The sequence below is a fragment of the Leclercia adecarboxylata genome, assembly GCF_023639785.1.
Lineage (GTDB): Bacteria > Pseudomonadota > Gammaproteobacteria > Enterobacterales > Enterobacteriaceae > Enterobacter > Enterobacter adecarboxylatus_D.
Window position 1 is genome coordinate 3560430 of sequence record NZ_CP098325.1, and the last position, 18282, is coordinate 3578711.

Consider the following 18282-nt stretch of genomic DNA (forward strand, 5'->3'; position numbering starts at 1 on the left):
GACGGGACCGGCGTCTGAAATGACGCCGGTAAAAGGCCGCCTTAACTTCCGCGATAGGTAGACCACCCGCCAGGGGCAATCAAAAACGGCAGATGGTAGCGATCGCCCGCCGTCTCCCGGATGGCAAAATCAATCTGCGCGCTCAGAAAGATCGTCTCCCGGCCGCTGGCGGCAAACCACTCGCCGGTGGCCGCCGTCAGACGGTAGTCTCCTGCCGCCAGTTGCCCGGCGCCAAACTCGCCGATTCGGCCATTCTCGTCCGTCACGCCTGCGGCTATCTGCTCGCCTTCCCGCTCCAGGGTCACCTTCACCCCCTGCGCCGGTCGGCCGGTAGAGATATCCAGAATATGGGTGCTTAACCTGCTCATTCGCCAATTGCTCCTTCCAGTCGTAATAGCGTAATTTCGCGCAGCTGCGCTAAGGCATCCTGCACCTCTGCACTGTCGCTGTTGCCTAACCGGCGCGACAGCGCCTGGAGAATATCCTCCCCGGTGCGCCCTTTAGCGCGGATCAGAAAGACCCGACCAAATCGCGCCTCGTAGCGGGCATTTCCCTCCCTGAGAGCCCGGGCCAGGGCGGCATCGCCAGCGTTAACGCTGGCCTGTTCCTGACGCGACAGTGCCGCGTGCTGCTGCTCACCCGCAGGCTTTTCACCGATGCGCGGATGGGCGCTCAGGGCCTGGTTCAGCTCAGCGTCTCCCCAGGCGGCCATCAGTTGCTGCGCGGCGTGCAGCATCGCCTCGCGGGTGCGCCAGGGCCGCCCCTCCGCCAGCGCCGTCGCCCAGCCAGGAACGGCAACGCAGGGCGCCAGCAGGGCAGCGGCCTCTGCGCCACTCAGGCGGTTAAAGTGATTCAGCGTGATCATCAGCGCTCCTTGTTACCGCCGCGGCGGTTGATGTCTCTTCCGGGATAATCAGATTGAGGATAATCGCCACCAGCCCACCACTGGTGGCGGCGGAACCGAACAGGTTCTCAACCACTGGCGGGAAATGGGCCAGAAATTCCGGCACGGCTTCGATACCCAGCCCAAAGCCAAATGCCAGACCGACAATCAGCATATCGCGGCGGGTGAGGGGTTTCTGGGTGACGATGCGGATCCCCGCCGCGACCACGCAACCAAACATTACCATCGTTGCACCGCCCAGTACCGGCGCCGGGATCTGACGAAGCAGCTCGCCAAAGGGGGGGAACAGTCCCAGTAAAATCAGGAGCACTCCGATATAGCGGCCAACGTAGCGGCTGGCAACCCCGGTCATCTGGATCACGCCGTTGTTCTGGGCAAAGGTGGTGTTAGGGAAGGCGCAGAGCATCGCCGCCACCATACAGCTGATGCCGTCCGCCAGAATGCCGCCCTTCAGGCGCGTACGAAAGGCGCGATCGTCGATGGACTGCTGCGAAATCAGGCTGTTGGCCGTCAGGTCGCCGACGGCTTCAAGTATGCAGACCAGCGATACCAGCGCAATGGGCAAAAAGATCGCGCCGTTAAACGCAAAGCCAAACGGGAACAGCTGCGGCAGGCGGAACCAGACGTCGCCCACGGGCTGAAGCTGGAAACTTCCGCTCAGGGCGGCCACCAGGCAGCCGACGGCAATGCCGATCACCACCGACGAAAGCCGCAGCCAGCGGTTTTTCATGCAACTGAGCAGGACGATGGTTCCCAGCGTCACGGCGCCGAGCGTGATATTGCCCATGCTGGCGAACTCTTTTGCATGCTCCCCACCACTCCAGTTGATGATGCTGACCTTAATCAGGCTCATGCCAATCAGGGCAATGACGCTGCCGGTAATAATCGGGGTAAAAACTCGCTTCAGGGGTTCAATAAAGCGGCTGACAACGCAGGGTACCAGGGCGGCAACGAAATTGACGCCAAACAGCATAGCCATAATATCCTGCGGCGTGCCTCCCTGCCCCTTTACCCACATGCCACCCGCAATCGCCACCCCGAGAAAAGCAAAGCTGGTGCCCTGCATACAGATCATGCCCGCACCAATTCCCCACAGGCGGTTAGATTGTAAAAAGGTACCGATACCCGATGCCAGCAGGGACATGCTGATTAACCAGGGCAGCCACTGCTCTAACCCTAGCGCGGCCCCGATAATCAGCGGCGGCGTGATAATTCCCACCAGCCCGGCAAGCACGTGCTGTAGCGCGCTGAAAATTGCCGGAACCGGCGGGATCTGCTGCTCAAGGCCGTACAGTAAGCCACCGTTCTTTTCCTCTGACATAGTCTTTCATCCCGTTAAGAATAAGCGTGCAGTGGCAAGTGCATAAAACAGGCCAGAGTTGCTCACTTTGTGATATCACCGGATTTACGCTTTTAATATCAGCTAATTACATCCTCCCCCGGAAAAAGCGCGTCAATGTGAACCGCGTCGGCGCCATGAAACATTAGATTCTTTATCGCCTTTATAGAAACGATTGATTCACAAAAGAGCAACATTCACCCCGTTACGCCCCGATTTTGTGCAACCTCTCTCCAGGAAGTACCAGAAAGCGCCAGATTCCCCCCGCTCGCCATTGTGGTACGCAAATTGCTCAAGGCTATGACAACGCAAAAAGAGGAGAGGCAAATGAAAGCACTGGTGATTGGGGGCGGAATTGGCGGTCTGAGCGCGGCGGTCGCGTTGAAAAATGCAGGTATACAGTGCGAGGTCTTTGAAGCCGTAAAAGAGATCAAACCGGTGGGCGCCGCCATCTCCATCTGGCCTAACGGCGTAAAATGCATGCAGCACCTGGGCATGGGCGAGATAATCGACAGCTACGGCGGTCCGATGCATTTTCTGGCCTATAAAGAACACCGCCGGGCGGAGACCCTTACGCAGTTCAGCCTCGCGCCGCTGGTGGAGCGCACCGGCGGACGCCCCAGCCCGGTATCCCGGGCAGAGCTGCAGCGTGAGATGCTCGACTTCTGGGGCCGCGATGCCGTGCAGTTCGGTAAACGTGTGACCCGCTGCGAAGAGAACGCCGACGGCGTCTGCATCTGGTTCACCGATGGCTCAACGGCACAGGGGGATTTCCTGATTGCCGCCGACGGTAGCCATTCCGCACTGCGTCCGTATGTGCTCGGCTACACCCCGCCGCGCCGTTACGCGGGCTACGTCAACTGGAATGGGCTGGTGGAGATTGATGAGTCCATCGCCCCCGGCAACCAGTGGACCACCTTTGTCGGCGAGGGAAAACGCGTCTCGCTCATGCCGGTCTCCGGCGGCCGCTTCTACTTTTTCTTCGATGTTCCGCTGCCGCTGGGGCTCCCGGAAGATCGCACTACCCTGCGCGATGACCTCAGCCGCTACTTCAGGGGATGGGCGCCGCAGGTGCAAAAGCTGATTGCCGCTCTCGACCCGCAGACCACCAACCGGATCGAAATCCATGATATCGAACCCTTCGATACCCTGGTGCGCGGGAAAGTGGCGCTGCTGGGGGATGCGGGGCACAGCACCACACCGGATATCGGTCAGGGCGGCTGCGCGGCCATGGAGGATGCGGTGGTGCTGGGGGATCTGTTCCGCCAGAGTCAGGACATTTCACAGGTGTTAAGCCAGTACGAAACGCTCCGCCGGGACCGGGTTCGCGACCTGGTGCTGAAGGCGCGAAAACGGTGCGATGTCACCCACGGTAAAGACAGGGCGCTGACGGAGGCGTGGTATCAGGAGCTGAAAGCCGAGACCGGAGAGCGGATCATCAATGGCCTGTGTGAAACCATTCAGGGCGGCCCGCTGGGCTAAGCGCGGCTGTTGCACAGGCTTTTTACGGCACAGCCTGCATCATCTCCATAACCCCGGTCAGCTTCTGGATAGCCATCTGCGCCGGGCGGGAGAGCTGGCGCGAGGGGGCCGTGCACAGGGCCAGCGTCAGCGGCCGCAGCAGCTTATTACGCAGCGGTATAAACGCCAGTCGCCCATCCTTCACCTCATCCAGAACATCCAGTCGGCTGAGGACGGTGACGCCGCTGCCTTTTAACAGCAGGGATTTAATCAGCCGGATATCGTTGCAGCGCACGCTATTTGCCGGGGAAAAGTCATAATGGCGATAGAGCATCGAGACCCGCTCATGCACGATGAGCGGTGCGCCGGCAATGATATGCCGCTCGTCGCTTAATTCCCCCAGGGAGAGCATCGCAGCCCCGGCCCGGGGATGATCCGGGCGCGTCACCACCCCCATCTCCAGCTCGGCAAATGCCAGCACGCTCAGACCGGCCTGGCCTTCAGGATCCAGGATCAGGCCAAAATCGAGATCCGCCTGACGCACCCGCTGGCTGACAGTATGGCTGTCCGCCACCTGCAGGTTCAGTTCCAGCCAGTGCCAGCTGCCAATAATCTCCGCCAGCGCGGCGGCAAAACACCCCTCCGCCAGCGCCTGAACCATGCCGACGCTGACGGTGCCGCGCTTCAGCCCCTGAAGCTCATCAAACTTCTGCCGCGTAAGCTGAAACTCCTTTTGCCAGCGCAGCAGATTTTCATACAGCAGTTCGCCAGCGGTGGTCATACGCAGCCCTTCGGGCAGACGCTCAAACAGCGGCGTACCGAACGCCTCCTCGGCCTGCAAAATTTGCCGGTTGATCGCCGAGGCGGAGATATGCAGTTTTTCCGCCGCCCGGCGCAGGCTACCGCTGCGGGCCACTTCGGTAAAATAGACAGCAAAACGCGAAAATGGACTCATGCTGGCCTGTTCTCTTTTTTGCAACGCATGACTGAATTAATGGCGATGGATGTCAACACCCTAATATGGCAACAATAAACTCACAACAATTAAACAATTATTTGTGTGAGCAGGAAAAGACGCCATGAACAGAACGCAACCCACGCCCCCCGCCCACTGCACCTTTGAGCCTGACGACTGGCGGCGTCTGGCGAAATGCTGGCACCCGGTCGCCCGGGCCTGCGATATCGGCCCCGCGCCGGTAAAAGCCACCCTGCTTGATGAGCAGCTGGTGATCTATCGCATTAAAGGCCAGGTGGTGGTGGCCCGCGATGTCTGTCCCCATCGCGGCGTCCCCCTGACGCTCGGCTTTCACGATGAAGAGGGGATCGTCTGCCCCTATCACGGGCTGCGCTTCGGCGAAGAGGGCCGCTGCAACCGCATCCCCTCCAGTCCCGATCAGCCGGTGCCGGCTAAGCTTCATCTCACCGCATTTGCGGTGGAGGAGCGCTACGGCCTGATCTGGACCTGCCTGGACTTCGATCCCCTGGATCCTGTGCCGCTGCCGGTCATGCCGCACTGGCATGATGACGGCTTCCAGCAAATTAACTGTCCGGGGTTTGAGGTCAGGGGCTTTGCTGGCCGTCAGGTCGAGGGGTTTCTTGATGTGGCCCACTTCGCGTGGATCCATACCGATACCTTCGCCGATCCGGAGAATCAGGTCGTGCCGACCTACAGCACGGAGGAGACACCGTCGGGCTTCAGGGCCGATTACTGGAGTTCGGTGAGCAACTATCCCCCGAGCGCCGCTTTTCGTGCGCCGGAGGGGTTCCAGTGGCTGCGCCATTTTGAAATGCATCTGCCGTTTACCGCCACCCTGACTATCCATTTTCCTGGCGATGACCGGCTGGTGATTATGAACGCCGCCTCGCCGGTCTCCTCGCGGATCACCCGCATGTTTGCCCCCATTGCGCGTAATTTCGATCTGCACGTGCCGGTGGAAGAGGTGCACGCCTTCAATCTGCGCATCTTTGAGGAGGATCGCCTGATGGTGGAGACGCAGCGGCCGGAAAAGTTGCCGCTGGATTTAACCCTTGAGGCCCACATTCCCGCCGACCGCAGCTCCATCGCCTACCGGCGCGGGCTAAAGAAAATGGGTTTCGGCGACTTTTTCCTTGTCTGAAGGAGCACCATCATGAGCGATCTCCTCGATGTTGTTGTGGACGGACTCTGGCGCCAGGGGAGCCAGAGCCTCGCCGTCAGGCTGGTGGCAGAGAACGGTATGCCGCTCCCCGACTGGCAGCCCGGCGCCCATATCGATGTACACCTGCCCTGCGGGCTCATCCGCCAGTATTCCCTTACCGGGGCGCCGTGCGGGCAGGAGGGATATCTGATTTGCGTGGCGCTGGAGAGCGCCTCCCGCGGCGGATCCCGCTATGTTCACCAGCAGCTGCGCCCCGGCCAGAGGCTGGCTGTCTCCCGACCGCGAAATCTGTTTCCTTTACTGCCGGCAGAGCGGGTGATGCTGCTGGCTGCCGGGATTGGCATAACGCCGCTGTATGCCATGGCATTGCAGCTGGAGGCCCAGGGGGTCCCCTTTACCCTGCACTATTATCTGAAAACCCGTCAGCAGGGCGCCTTTATCAGGGAGCTGCAGCAGGCGTTTAACGCCGGGAGAGTAGTCATTCACTCCTCTTGTGAGGGGAGCAGCGCCCGCCATCATCTGTCCGCTGCGCTGGCAGAATCCACACCGGGGACCCCGATTTACCTCTGTGGACCCGGTGGCTTTATGGCGCATGCACGTCACGCCGCGCTGGAACAGGGCTGGCCGGAGGCGCTGATCCACAGCGAAGCCTTCCAGCCCCTGGCTGCGCCTGCCGACGCGCAGGCGGGAGAGACCTTCTGGGTGACCCTCGCGTCATCCGGTGAACGGTGGCCGGTGCCCCCGCATCAAACCATCGCCCGGGTCCTTCAGGAGAACGGCATCGACGTTCCCCTCTCCTGCGAGATGGGGATCTGCGGGGCCTGCCTGACCCCGGTGCTGGAGGGCGTGATTGACCACCGCGACACCGTCCAGTCGGCGGCTGAAAAAGCGGCCAGCACACAGCAGATTGCCCTTTGCTGCTCGCGCAGCCGGTCAGCGAATCTGCTTCTGGATATATAAATGTTCCGGCAGCGTCAGAACCCTTCCAGCACAATTTTCCCGACCGCACGCCCTGTCTCCAGCTGAGCATGGGCCTTCTGCACATTCGCCGCCGTAATCGCCCCGTAATGCTCACCCAGCGTGGAGGTGATAATGTTATCGTCAATCAGCCCGGCCACGCGGGTCAGCAGCTGGTGCTGGGCAATCATATCGGCGGTCTCAAACATGGAGCGGGTGAACATAAACTCCCAGTGCAGGGAGAGGCTTTTCGCCTTCAGCGGGCGGGCGTCCAGCGTCTCGGGATCGTCAATCAGCGCCAGTTTCCCCTGCGGCGCCAGGGCCTTAATAATTTCCGCGTAATGCGTGGCGGTGTGGTTCAGGCTGGCGACGTGGGTAACCTCTTTGATGCCTGCGGCGGCTAACGCTTCCGACAGCGGCTCGCTGTGATCGATAACATGATGCGCCCCCGCCTTCTGCACCCATTTCTGGCTTTCAGGACGCGAGGCCGTACCTATCACCGTCATTTTCGTCAGCCTGCGCGCAAGCTGCACCAGGATCGACCCCACCCCGCCTGCGGCACCGACGACCAGCAGGGTGTCGCCTTCGTTACCCTGCTCCAGAACGCCCAGGCGATCGAACAGCATCTCCCACGCGGTGATGGCGGTTAACGGCATCGCGGCAGCGGAGGCGTTATCCAGGGTTTTAGGCTTCAGGGCGACAATACGCTCGTCCACCAGCTGAAACTCGCTGTTGCTGCCCGGCCGTCCCAGCGCACCGGCATACCAGACTTCATCTCCCGGAGCGAACAGCGTTACCGACTCGCCCACCGCGGCAACAACCCCCACCGCGTCCCAGCCGAGCACGCGCGGCGTATCGCCCGTAAAGCCGGAACGGACTTTGGTATCCACCGGGTTTACAGAGATGGCTTTCACTTCAATCAGCAGATCGTGCCCTGTCGCCACCGGCTGCGGCAATTCAATATCCTGCAGGAACGCGATGTTGTCAGGGGCAGAACGGGTAATGGCAATGGCTTTCATAATCTCTCCGGCATTTTATGGTGTGGGTCGTAATAATTTGATGGTAAGGCGAAGCAGTGACCGGAAAAATAGCCTCGCGGAGATAAGACTTGTACTCGAAAAAGGAAAATGGCCCGGCCTGAAGATGTATGGCTGTGGGTGCCGGGCGTCAGATTATTGTATGAAGCGGTTAAAGCGTGCTGTGAAATTCAGTCAGCGCACGATGATGTAATTTGATCACCGCTTTTTTGATCATCCCGGGCGTTGCGGTACAGCAGCCCGGCTTATGGGGTTCACCCGGCATAAAAATGGCAAACATCCCCGGCTTTAGGGTCAGGGTCTGCCGATCCGCAATGCGGTCACAGAGCTGATAGTCCTCCTCCTCGTGCCACTCATCACAGTCCCGGGCGCTTCCCGCCAGGCCAAAATCAATCTGCTCTTCCCCCTCCAGCAGGATCTGAATATCGATATAGCTGCGGTGCAGCTCCGCGCGTTTGTCCTCCGGGCGCTGCGTCGCAAACTGCATCACATTCACGAACATCTCTTCACCCTGCAGCGGATAGCTGCCCGGTGCCAGCTGCGACAGCCCGGCGCTCAGCGCCCGGTCAATTGCCTGACAGAACACCGCCGACAGACCCGCGGCCTGCATGCGGTTGATATCCCCCACAATCATTGCCACGCTCCTTTTGCCCACAATGCTGCGCCCAGCAGCCCCGCGTCGCCGCGATGGCGGGCTGAACAGAGTTCGGTCTGATAAACGCCCGGCTCCTGCGCCAGGTAGTGCTGCACCTGCGCCAGATACCCGTCGGCGAGGCCAATACTGCCGCCGATCACTACCCGCTGGCAGTCGGTGACGGCTTTCAGATCGGCAATTAACCGCGCCAGCGTCCGGGCAGAGCGCGCAACCAGCCCTGCCGCCTGGGCATGTCCCTCTGCGGCGCGGGCAAAGATGGCTTTTGCATCCAGCCCGCAGAGCGCCCCTTCTGCCGCCGCGGCGATGCCCCGGCCCGAGGCAATCGCTTCCACGCAGCCGATCCGCCCGCAGCCGCAGCGCGGCCCGTTCGGGTCGGCCAGCGTGTGGCCGCAGTGCCCGGCCAGCCCGCCGGAGCCGGTCACCAGTTTGCCGTTATGGATAACCCCCCCTCCCACGCCGGTGGACACGGTGATAAACACCATATCGCGCACGGCATGGGGCATGTGCTGATACTCCGCCAGCGCCGCGGCCTGGGCATCGTTCAGGGCCACGCCGGGAAGCCCGGTGAGTGCCGACACATATTTCACCAGCGGAAAATGCGACAGCCCGCCGAGGTTGGCCGGGTTAAACGAGGTGAGTACGCCCTGCTGAATAATCCCGGTCGAGGCGATAGCGACGTGCTGCGCCCGGGGGTAAAGCGGCGTCACCAGTTCGCACAGCGCCGCTTCCAGCGCATCCGGCGTTTTGCTGGCGGGGGTGGGGATCTCCCGGCGTTCAATAATATTCAGTTCGCTGTCCAGGAGCGCCGCGGCGAGCTTGGTCCCGCCGATATCCATCGCCAGCGTAATCATTTTGCCGCTCCCTGTAAGGCATCCAGATACCACTGGCAGATATGCTCCAGCCGGGTAATGGCGGACCCCACCGTCACGGCCCATGCCCCGTGTCCGATGGCCTGCGCGGCCAGTTGCGGGGAATTGTAGCGCCCTTCGGCCACCACCCGGCAACCGGCCTGACTCAGCGCAGAAACCAGCGCCAGATCCGGCTCGACGGGCGTGACGTCCGAGGTGTAGCCCGAAAGCGTTGTGCCAATCAGCTCAACCCCCAGCTGATGGCACCAGAGCCCGTCCTGCTCAGAAGAGCAGTCCGCCATCGCGATGAGCTGATGGTGTCGGATGCGCGTCAGCAACGCCTCCACCGGCACAGGGCGCGGGCGCTGGGTACCGTCAAAGGCGATGATGCTGGCCCCCGCCTCTGCCAGCGCATCCACATCCTCCAGCCAGGGGGTAATGCGCACCGGGGTGTCGGGCAGATCGCGTTTAATAATGCCGATAACCGGCACGCTCACCAGGGCGCGTACCGCCCGCAGGTTTGCAATCCCTTCGATACGCAGCGCCACGGCCCCCGCCTGCTCCGCCGCCAGCGCCATCGCCGCGACGATCTCCGGCTTATCCAGCGGGCTGTGCGGCACCGGCTGACATGAGACGATCAGCCCGCCATGGGCTTTTACTTTTGTATCCAGTTCATCAAGGAACGACATAACTCCTCCGTTAAAAATTCAGCCTTTGTGTCTGGCAAAGTGGCTCGCCTTTTGGCCCGGGATAAGGGCGCCGCTGAAGGGTTTTCCGTCGATGGCATCATGGGTGCGCAGGGCTTCCGGATGCAGCCAGCGCTGAACGCGGGACGGCATATCAAAACCAATCAGCAGGATGACGACGAACGTCAGGCCAAACGAGAGGGAACAGAGCGCGGTGCCCAGATCCAGACGCTGAGCGATAAACGCTCCCAGCACCGGGGCCAGTGCGCCGCCCAGCGCGCCGACGTTATAGGTAAACCCGAGCCCGGCCGCGCGCTGATCGGTATCAAAGTAGCCTCCGATCAGTTTAGGCAGGATCCCGGAGATGCCCTGGCCGAGCATCTGCTGGAAGAAGAGCAGCAGGCCCAGCACCCAGACGCTGCTGCCGCCAATGGTGAAGACCGGAATAATCAGCAGCTGTGAGGCCAGCAGGCTACAGACATAGGCTTTGCGCGTGCCGAGCCAGTCACCAAGGAAGCCCCCGGCACAGCAGCCCGCCGCCGCGCCAAAGCCGCTGAAGAACAGCACCTGGGCTACGGTGGCGGGATCGTAAGCGAGGTCGGTTTTCAGGTACGTCGGCAGCAGGGCCTGGATCGGCCAGGAGTATAAGAAGGCAAACAGCACCACCACCATCAGGGTGACGCCGGTCGGCCAGCGCCTGCCGTTGCTTTGCACCATAAAGCTGATGAAGATCCCCGCGCACAGCAGGCCGAGCACGGCCACTATCGCGGCGCTCTCCAGCTGGCCTGCGAAGCAGAACCACAGCGACACGGCGGCCACCAGGGTCATGGCAATATTGATAAACCGGTGTTCGCCGCGATACAGAATATCCACCATGGTTTTCACCGGCGCACTGGTCTGCCGCTTCTCTTTCCAGTCTTCCGCTTCCGGGATATTTTTTCGCAGCCAGAGGGCAAATATGATGGGCAGGATGCCGATGAAGAACAGCGCCCGCCAGCCCCACTCCGGCACCACCAGGCTGTAAACCTGCGCCGCCACTACCGCGCCAACGGAGAAGCCCGAGATCAGAAAACCGCTGGCTTTGTTGCGCAGGTGTTTGGGCCAGCTTTCGATCACATAGGTGGCGCTGGAGCCATACTCCCCCGCCATCCCCATGCCGATCACCAGACGGGCGATAAACATGGTGGTGTAGCCCTGGGCCAGGCCGCACGCCAGCGTCCCGACGGAAAAGAGGATAATGCTGCTGACCATTGCCAGACGGCGGCCATAGCGATCCCCCATCGCCCCCAGCACCAGGCCGCCGAACCAGCGGGAGATAAAGGCGGCGGAGATCAGGCTGGCGGCGTGCAGGGTGGTCAGGCCGAATTCGGTTTTTATATCGGTTAACACAAGGGCGATGAGGACAAAATCAAAACCATCAAGAACATAACCGACCCAGGCGGCAGAAAACGCGCGCCACTGCTGACGGTTGAGGCAACGATACCACGGGACATTTTGTGTCATTGTATTCATGTCAGTCTCCGCAATGGGAAAACCCATACGCTGTTTTGCAGGATACAGCTTCAGTGATGCCGGAAATGCCCGGCATCCGGTGTTGTCTTATTGTTGGTCTTGTTCTTGCTGGAGCCGCTGCGCTAACGCCCGCAGCTCAGGCAGGTATTTCTCCTCGACGGGGGCAAACGGCTTGCGGCACAGCGGAACATCAATCACGCCCATATAGTGCAGCACCGTTTTCAGGCCGCGGAACACGCCCACTTTGATCAGCAGGTCGATGACCTCGTTACATTTTGTCTGCAACGCGCTGGCGGTGGCGACGTCCCCCTCCTTCAGCGCCCTGATGATCCCCTGATAGCGCCAGCCCATGATGTTATAGGTGCTGCCGATGCCACCGTCCGCGCCCGCCAGCAGGCCGGAGGCAAAGATCTCATCGTAACCGTTGTACAGCACCAGATCCGGATGCGCCCGGCGGATCTGCTCCATCTGAAAAAGATCCCCCGACGTCTGTTTCAGCGCCCCCACGCCCGGAAGGGTCACAAGGGTGTTGATCTGTTCGAGCGAGAGTTTCACCCCGCTAAGGGCCGGAATGTTGTACACCACCATCGGTAATCCATCCGCTGAATCAATAATTCCCCGGTAGTGATCGCAGTGCTCTTCAAAGCTGAACGGATAGTAGAACGGCGTGACGGCGGAGACGGCGTCATAGCCAAAGCGGCTGGCGGCCTGGGCCAGCTGCTGGCTCTCCTGGGTGCTGACGGTGCCGACGTGGGCAATCAGGGTCACTTTGCCTTTGGCCTCTTCGGCGACGATCTCCAGCACGTCCTGACGTTCGGCACTGTTCTGCACGAAGGCTTCCCCGGTGGATCCCCCGACGTAGAGGCCGTCCACCCCCTGGGCGATGTTGAACCGTACCAGCTGGCGCAGGCTTTGCGTATCCAGCTTATGCTGGCGATCGAAGGGTGTAAGAAGCGCGGGCATAACCCCTTTAAGCGTAACGGACATAGATACCTCGAATGTGTTGTGACGATGTTTTAACGGTAGACCTTTATACCTGTTATACCAGACAGATTAAAAACAGCGCGACAGAAATGCGCAGAACGCGATCTACTTCACTAAACGATCGAGGTTACTTGCGGCGCTTTTTGCCCTGCTCGAAGGCATGCCAGGTGGCGAAAACGCTGGTGAGGTGAGCCTGTAACGCCTGTTCCGCCGCATCGGGATCGCGGCTGCGGATGGCGTTAAAGATGGCGATATGTTGTTGATAGCTGGTGTTATTGTGCTCGTGCAGCGCCTGCTCAGGTACCGCAGGACGGGCGGCGATCAGCCAGTCGATCAGCGCCACGTGGATCGACATAAAAATAGGGTTGTTGGGGATCTCCGCCAGCACGCGGTGAAACTCCACGTCGGAGCGGATAAACAGGGCGTTGTCATCCAGCGACTGGCTGTTCAGCTCCAGGGCTTTTTCCAGCAGGGCAATCTGCTCATCGCTGGCATGCTGTGCGGCATGGCGCACCAGGCTGGATTCAAAAAACAGGCGCAGCTGTTCAAAGTGGGCAATTCCGCCCGGGTGGGCGAGAAAATCTTTCGCCATGCCGGAAAGTTCCCCGATGATGGTGTCCGCAGACGGACGCGAAATACGGGCGCGCTCGCCGTTCTGGATCTGCACCAGCCCTTTACGCTTTAACGCCGCTAGCGCCTCGCGCACCGAAGGCCGCCCAACGTTGAAAAAGGCCATCAGTTCGCGTTCGGAAGGAAGCTGTTCCCCTTCGGCGAACTCGCGGCGGCGGATCATCTGCTCCAGCTCTTCTTCCACCATCTCGGACAATTTTTTGCGCGCCAGCGGGCGGCGACGCAACGTGCGCCCAATGGCCTCAGAGGAGATTTCTGTCTGTTTTTCGCTGGAAAGAGTCATAGACGTTACATCGTAAGAAGTTGAGTGAAGACGTTCTTTATCATACCACAGGCGTTTGTACCAGGTGTTATGGGTTACGCAGGCCGTGGGGCTGACCGCCACCCGGCGATGTCACAGCGGTACAACCTGATGTTCTTTCCCGAGGGTAAATATCGGCACGGTCGGCTCCCTCTCCATTCAGGGAGAGGGCTGGGGTGAGGGGGAACATGCGACCGAGGTGGTGATTCCGTTCACCTTAGGTTCCTTGCTTCTCTGATTCACCTGAACCGGTGAACGTGCCAGGGTGGCTCAATCGCCACCACCCTGGCGACCCGGGCTCCCGGCAAGAAAACCGCCGCTTCTCGGTTTGTACTTTATTCTTCTGAACGTTCTCCATCGCTGGTTTTGTCGTTTCGTAGGCCGGGTAAGCGAAGCGCCACCCGGCGATGTCTTACCGGTGCGGCCTGATTCCCTCACCCCGACCCTCAGCCCATAGGGAGAGGGAGCAAACATTAAAACGTCCTAAAACTGTGACCTCACCGCAAACACATAAATAACAATGCCCTGAATACCCTTGCCGACGCGCTTGCCCCTTTCTACGCTTATCTCACGCAGGGCCCTACACCAAATAATCCTGCGCTCTGTTAAAGGGAGACCCTATGCTGCGCCTCACTCTTCTGCTGATCGTCACGCTCGTTTGCCCGTCGCTCTGCGCAGCGCCCGTGGTATACGCCATCGACACACAGAAGACAGCCATCAAACTGTCGTGGCGCGCCTTCGCTGGCATCCCCTCCTGGGCGCATCTCAGTGGGGTAACAGGCTCGGTGACGTTGAACCCGGACAATGAATTTGAGGATCATATCCAGGTGACGGTGCCGGTCGCCACGCTGCAGGCCTCCAACAACCTGCTCACCTGGCAGCTGAAGAGCAACATGTTTTTCGACGCCGCGCGTTATCCGACAATCACCTTTTCCAGCACCCGGGTGGTGAAGCTCAGGGACGATCGTTACCGCGCCTTCGGCACGCTCAACGTGCGGGATCTCAACCGTCCGGTGATCCTCGACGCCACGCTGGATCGCCTTCCGGGTAAGGCGATCGCCCTGCACGCCACCACCGCTATCTCACGTTCGGCGTATAAAATGGATCGCTTTGCGCTGGTGGTGGACGATCGCATCGCCATTGCCATTGATATCCAGACGAAACCGTCCAGCGACTAAACGCACCTTTCTTCCCTTTATTCGATAATATTTATTAATAATTATCCCGGCAAAAGCCGTATAGCTGCTCTATACTGCCTGACCATCTGTCGCGGTAAAGGATAAAATAATACGAACGTCGTAGAGCAATTTGCAGAGTACATTATTTAAAAGATAAAAATTCATACTTTTGTATTATTTCCTGTCTCAGCGGGGCTTCTGCTAGCAAAAAGCCAGCATATTGCAATGATGTAAATAATAAACCCACAGGCTTTATAAACATCATTCACATAATGCCGCCCTGCCCCGCATTTAATTAATAAAAACGGCAATTTCATCGCCATGAATTGTGATCGGCCGCAATATCCATAATGCGCTATTTCGCTGTAGCAATAGCCACCAACCCGCACCCCACAAGGCTTGCAGCCATGCAAGCGCTACAGCCCGACGCCTTAAGCATGCATCAGACCAGGCTAACTATCGGCTATTCTTTATTTCACCGCTTCGTCATTTGCGCTTTTAGTCCTTTCTGGCTATATCCTTTTAAAGCAATAATGAGACGCTGGCAGTATTAATAACAGGGATGACAAAAAACCTATCTGAAAGCAAAAACATTACAGCAGGTCACTATTTCTAACAAATAGTGTCTCCTTCGGGACGCTTAAATTCTGCTGACGAAAAACGAATTTATACACACAGCATGTCATTACACTCTGGTGGGAGTAATACAAATGAGTAAATTCACTGTCATCTCCAGACTAACGCATCAAGAAACCGTGGCTGAAGGCAATCAGATCGTTCTGGGCGAAGATTCCGTTGTTAAGCTCCAGGCTGGCAGGGGCGATATTGCCAGCTATTCCCGCAGCAATAACGATCTTCTGGTCAGAATGACCAACGGCGAAACCGTGACGCTGAAGAACTACTACGTCAACAACCACAAGCTGGTGCTGGATGAAAACGGCGCGCTGTGGTGGATTGACGATCCGCTGGCGGTGGAGCGTTACCAGTCGATCCCCTCCACCGATGCGCTGATAGCGGGTAACGTCAGTAACTCATCCAGTGATACCCCAATCTGGCCGTGGGTGCTGGGCGGTGTGGCCGCTGCGGGCGGTATTGCCCTGGCAGCAGGCGGTGGTGGTGGCGGCGGCGGGGGTGGCGGTGATGACAGAATCGATCCCGGTCCGGCTGCGACGGATACCACGCCACCCGGTGCGCCAACGAACCTGCACTTCGCCAACGGTAACACCCAGCTGCTCGGCAGCGCCGAAGCCAACAGCACGGTGACCATCACCGATGCCAGCGGCAACGTGGTGGGTAAAGCCAGGACCAACGGCAACGGCGAGTTCACCGTCGAGCTGGGTACGCCTTACACCAACGGCGAAACCCTGACGGCGATAGCCACCGACGGCTCTGGCAACGTCAGCCCGCCAACCAGCATTACCGCCGCAGATACTACTGCGCCGGATGCGCCAATGATTATCATCGCGGACGATGACGTCGGCAGCATTACGGGCGCGCTGGACAGCGACGGGACCACCGACGATCCGCGCCCGGTATTTAGCGGCAGCGGCGAGGCCGGGTCGACCATCACAATCTATGACAACGGTAAAAACATCGGCAGCACGGTGGTAAACAGCGACGGCAGCTGGACGTTTACCCCAGCCTCCGATCTGGCTGACGGCCTGCATCAGATCACCGCCAGCGCCACCGACCCGGCAGGCAATACCGGCCCGGATTCCCCCGCGTTTACCCTCACCATCGATACCCAGGCGCCCAACGCGCCGGTGCTGCAGGTGATGGACAGCGTGGGTAACATTCAGGGGTTCGTCACCGCCGGTGGCTTTACCGATGCCACCCAGCCGTTGCTGAGCGGCACGGGCGATCCCGGCAGCACCATTACCCTCTACCATAACGAGCTGCTGCTGGCGGAGATCATCGTCCCGGACAACGGCTCCTGGAGCTACACACCCGTCGAGCCGCTGGAGGAAGGGGAGCACAGCTTCACCCTGACGGAGACGGATGTCGCGGGCAACCTGAGCCCCACCTCCGCGCCCTTTGCGTTTACCGTCGACCTTACGCCACCGGCCGCGCCGGGTGGCCTGGCGATCAACGCCACTGGCACCCTTCTCACCGGCAGCGCCGAGCCCAACTCGACGGTCACGGTCACCAACGACCTGGGCGAAAGCCTGGGCACCGCCACCGCCGATGTTAACGGGGCATTTACGCTGACCCTGACCCCCGCGCAGGTTAACGGCGAAACGCTGAGCGTCGTCGCCACGGACCGGGCAGGCAATGAAGGACCTGAGGCGCCGCTGATCGTGCCGGACATCACCCCTCCGGCGGCGCCGACCGCCCTTGTCGTCGCCGAAACGGGCGACAGCGTGAGCGGTGAAGCGGAAGCCAATGCGCGCATTTCAATACGCGATGCTACGGGCCAGGAGATTGGTTCCGGCACCGTGGAGGCCGACGGTAAGTTCGTCGTTACTATCTCCCCTAACCAGCTCAACGGCGAAGTGCTGACGGTCTATGCCTTCGACACCACCAATAACCAGAGTCCGCCCGCTCAGGCCACGGCGAATGATTCCACCCCACCGGCTGCGCCTGCCAACCTTGATGTCTCCGACGATGGCCTGGCGCTCACCGGCACCGCGGAGACTGGCAGCACCGTGACGATCATGGAAGGCACCACTAAACTCGGCGAAGTGGTGGTGGGCGAATCGGGGAGCTTCTCCTTCACGCTGCCGACCGCCAAACTGAACGGTGAGATTATGAGCCTGACCGCCACCGATCACGCGGGCAATACCAGCGAGCCCGGCACGGTAGAGGCGGATGACACGACGCCACCGGCCACACCGATCATCACCAACGTGGCGGATGACGTGCCTGAAACGCTGGGTACCGTGGTCAGCGGATCCTTAACCGACGATCGCACGCCGCTGATCTCCGGTACCGGTGAGATCGGCACCAAAATTTATGTCTACAGCGAGGCCATTCAGATCGGGATGACGGAAGTCGACTCTTCGGGCAACTGGTCGTTCCAGGTACCCGCCAGCCTGACCAATGGGATCCACTCCCTCACCGCCGACGCCGTTGACCGCCGGGGCAATCACAGCCTGATCTCCGACACCTGGACAATTGACGTTGATCCGGCGGCCCCTAACCCACCGACCACCACGCCAGCAGCCACGGCCTCTGCCCTGAGCGCCACCACGACCGGGGATACGCTGATCTTCAACGTGCTCAGTGATAACGGCGGGGACCACGTCAGCAACTTCTCGCTGGCGGGGGGAGATAAGATCGACATCAGCGAGTTGCTGGAGGGGTGGAATGGCGATCGCAGCACGCTGGGGAATTATCTCCAGGTCAACAGCAGCGATGGCAGCACCACCATCAGTATCGACCGGGATGGGGCGGGCACCAGCTATGCTCCGGCCACGCTGGTGACGCTGGACGACGTCCAGACCACGTATGAGGAGCTGGTGAACCAGAATCATATTATTACCGGTTAGCACGGACTATCCCCTCTCCCCTGTGGGGAGAGGGTTAGATTTTCCAGGCCCGGCAAGCGCAGCGCCGCCGGGCAACACCGCGCACGGCATTAAATAACCCCACCTTTAACCCAATAAATATTCTGACATTTGTCACATTAATGCTAATGCTACTAAATACCCTG

At 60.0% G+C, this 18282-nt stretch carries 16 protein-coding genes; 5 read left to right on the forward strand and 11 right to left on the reverse strand.

Translation table 11 applies throughout. From position 1 onward, the window contains the following. Positions 1-41 precede the first annotated feature (41 nt). Genes uraH through NB069_RS16875 form a run of 3 tightly spaced genes read right to left on the reverse strand, consistent with a single transcriptional unit; the run spans position 42 to position 2225 of the window. Entirely contained in the window at positions 42-368 is a 327-nt protein-coding gene (gene uraH / locus NB069_RS16865; protein ID WP_250585385.1) for a hydroxyisourate hydrolase, read from the reverse strand. Continuing rightward, a complete protein-coding gene (gene uraD, locus NB069_RS16870; protein ID WP_250585387.1) occupies positions 365-865 on the reverse strand; it encodes a 2-oxo-4-hydroxy-4-carboxy-5-ureidoimidazoline decarboxylase in 501 nt (166 codons plus the stop codon). Before uraD ends, uraH begins: the two co-directional genes overlap by 4 nt. Further along, complete coding sequence (locus NB069_RS16875; protein WP_250585389.1) at positions 843-2225, reverse strand: nucleobase:cation symporter-2 family protein; 1383 nt, start codon at positions 2223-2225, stop codon at positions 843-845. Before NB069_RS16875 ends, uraD begins: the two co-directional genes overlap by 23 nt. A 345-nt stretch (positions 2226-2570) precedes the next feature. On the opposite strand from NB069_RS16875, the gene hpxO reads away from it, so the two are divergent. Beyond that, complete coding sequence (gene hpxO, locus NB069_RS16880; RefSeq protein WP_250585390.1) at positions 2571-3725, forward strand: FAD-dependent urate hydroxylase HpxO; 1155 nt, start codon at positions 2571-2573, stop codon at positions 3723-3725. A 22-nt stretch (positions 3726-3747) separates the two neighbouring features. Here the strand turns inward: hpxO and hpxR are convergent, their stop codons facing one another. Continuing rightward, a complete protein-coding gene (gene hpxR, locus NB069_RS16885; RefSeq protein WP_250585392.1) occupies positions 3748-4659 on the reverse strand; it encodes a LysR family hpxDE operon transcriptional regulator HpxR in 912 nt (303 codons plus the stop codon). A gap of 124 nt (positions 4660-4783) precedes the next feature. Here hpxR and hpxD point away from each other — a divergent pair, with 124 nt between their 5' ends. Both hpxD and NB069_RS16895 read left to right on the forward strand, forming a co-directional pair. Further along, positions 4784-5821, forward strand: coding sequence for a molybdenum cofactor-independent xanthine hydroxylase subunit HpxD (gene hpxD / locus NB069_RS16890; RefSeq protein WP_250585394.1), 1038 nt, complete (start codon positions 4784-4786; stop codon positions 5819-5821). A gap of 12 nt (positions 5822-5833) precedes the next feature. Continuing rightward, complete coding sequence (locus NB069_RS16895) at positions 5834-6802, forward strand: PDR/VanB family oxidoreductase (protein ID WP_250585396.1); 969 nt, start codon at positions 5834-5836, stop codon at positions 6800-6802. A 14-nt stretch (positions 6803-6816) separates the two neighbouring features. On the opposite strand, the gene NB069_RS16900 is transcribed toward NB069_RS16895, so the two are convergent. The 7 genes from NB069_RS16900 to nanR form a co-directional block, all read right to left on the reverse strand. Further along, positions 6817-7818 carry a zinc-binding alcohol dehydrogenase family protein gene (locus NB069_RS16900; RefSeq protein WP_250585398.1) on the reverse strand — a complete coding sequence of 334 codons (1002 nt, stop codon included), beginning with the start codon at positions 7816-7818 and terminating at the stop codon, positions 6817-6819. Positions 7819-7987: 169 nt separating this feature from the next. Next, a complete protein-coding gene (gene nanQ, locus NB069_RS16905; RefSeq protein ID WP_250585400.1) occupies positions 7988-8470 on the reverse strand; it encodes an N-acetylneuraminate anomerase in 483 nt (160 codons plus the stop codon). Next, positions 8467-9342: an N-acetylmannosamine kinase gene (nanK, locus tag NB069_RS16910; protein ID WP_250585402.1), complete on the reverse strand. Its 876-nt coding sequence runs from the start codon at positions 9340-9342 to the stop codon at positions 8467-8469. Before nanK ends, nanQ begins: the two co-directional genes overlap by 4 nt. Further along, the gene (locus NB069_RS16915) at positions 9339-10028 is read right to left on the reverse strand and encodes an N-acetylmannosamine-6-phosphate 2-epimerase (RefSeq protein WP_250585404.1); all 690 of its coding nucleotides are present in this window, start codon (positions 10026-10028) and stop codon (positions 9339-9341) included. The genes nanK and NB069_RS16915 overlap by 4 nt, the downstream gene beginning before the upstream one ends. Before the next feature lie 18 nt (positions 10029-10046). After that, entirely contained in the window at positions 10047-11537 is a 1491-nt protein-coding gene (locus tag NB069_RS16920) for an MFS transporter (protein ID WP_250585406.1), read from the reverse strand. 87 nt (positions 11538-11624) lie between these two features. Then, positions 11625-12524 (reverse strand): N-acetylneuraminate lyase, encoded by a 900-nt coding sequence (gene nanA, locus NB069_RS16925; RefSeq protein WP_250585408.1) that lies wholly within the window; start codon positions 12522-12524, stop codon positions 11625-11627. Positions 12525-12648: 124 nt separating this feature from the next. Beyond that, entirely contained in the window at positions 12649-13434 is a 786-nt protein-coding gene (nanR, locus tag NB069_RS16930) for a transcriptional regulator NanR (RefSeq protein ID WP_250585410.1), read from the reverse strand. Positions 13435-14072: 638 nt separating this feature from the next. Between nanR and NB069_RS16935 the strand changes: the two genes are divergently transcribed. Then, entirely contained in the window at positions 14073-14630 is a 558-nt protein-coding gene (locus NB069_RS16935) for a YceI family protein (RefSeq protein WP_250585412.1), read from the forward strand. A 710-nt stretch (positions 14631-15340) separates the two neighbouring features. Next, entirely contained in the window at positions 15341-18118 is a 2778-nt protein-coding gene (locus NB069_RS16940; protein WP_250585414.1) for an Ig-like domain-containing protein, read from the forward strand. The last annotated feature ends 164 nt before the right edge of the window (positions 18119-18282 follow it).

Bases quoted from the DNA above. Each gene is read 5' to 3' on its own strand.
- nanK (WP_250585402.1), bottom strand. From the start codon at position 9,342: ATGATTACGCTGGCGATGGATATCGGCGGGACCAAGCTCGCCGCGGCG.
- NB069_RS16895 (WP_250585396.1), top strand. From the start codon at position 5,834: ATGAGCGATCTCCTCGATGTTGTTGTGGACGGACTCTGGCGCCAGGGG.
- nanR (WP_250585410.1), bottom strand. From the start codon at position 13,434: ATGACTCTTTCCAGCGAAAAACAGACAGAAATCTCCTCTGAGGCCATT.
- nanQ (WP_250585400.1), bottom strand. From the start codon at position 8,470: ATGATTGTGGGGGATATCAACCGCATGCAGGCCGCGGGTCTGTCGGCG.
- uraH (WP_250585385.1), bottom strand. From the start codon at position 368: ATGAGCAGGTTAAGCACCCATATTCTGGATATCTCTACCGGCCGACCG.
- nanA (WP_250585408.1), bottom strand. From the start codon at position 12,524: ATGTCCGTTACGCTTAAAGGGGTTATGCCCGCGCTTCTTACACCCTTC.
- NB069_RS16900 (WP_250585398.1), bottom strand. From the start codon at position 7,818: ATGAAAGCCATTGCCATTACCCGTTCTGCCCCTGACAACATCGCGTTC.
- NB069_RS16940 (WP_250585414.1), top strand. From the start codon at position 15,341: ATGAGTAAATTCACTGTCATCTCCAGACTAACGCATCAAGAAACCGTG.
- NB069_RS16915 (WP_250585404.1), bottom strand. From the start codon at position 10,028: ATGTCGTTCCTTGATGAACTGGATACAAAAGTAAAAGCCCATGGCGGG.
- NB069_RS16920 (WP_250585406.1), bottom strand. From the start codon at position 11,537: ATGAATACAATGACACAAAATGTCCCGTGGTATCGTTGCCTCAACCGT.
- hpxD (WP_250585394.1), top strand. From the start codon at position 4,784: ATGAACAGAACGCAACCCACGCCCCCCGCCCACTGCACCTTTGAGCCT.
- NB069_RS16875 (WP_250585389.1), bottom strand. From the start codon at position 2,225: ATGTCAGAGGAAAAGAACGGTGGCTTACTGTACGGCCTTGAGCAGCAG.
- NB069_RS16935 (WP_250585412.1), top strand. From the start codon at position 14,073: ATGCTGCGCCTCACTCTTCTGCTGATCGTCACGCTCGTTTGCCCGTCG.
- uraD (WP_250585387.1), bottom strand. From the start codon at position 865: ATGATCACGCTGAATCACTTTAACCGCCTGAGTGGCGCAGAGGCCGCT.
- hpxR (WP_250585392.1), bottom strand. From the start codon at position 4,659: ATGAGTCCATTTTCGCGTTTTGCTGTCTATTTTACCGAAGTGGCCCGC.
- hpxO (WP_250585390.1), top strand. From the start codon at position 2,571: ATGAAAGCACTGGTGATTGGGGGCGGAATTGGCGGTCTGAGCGCGGCG.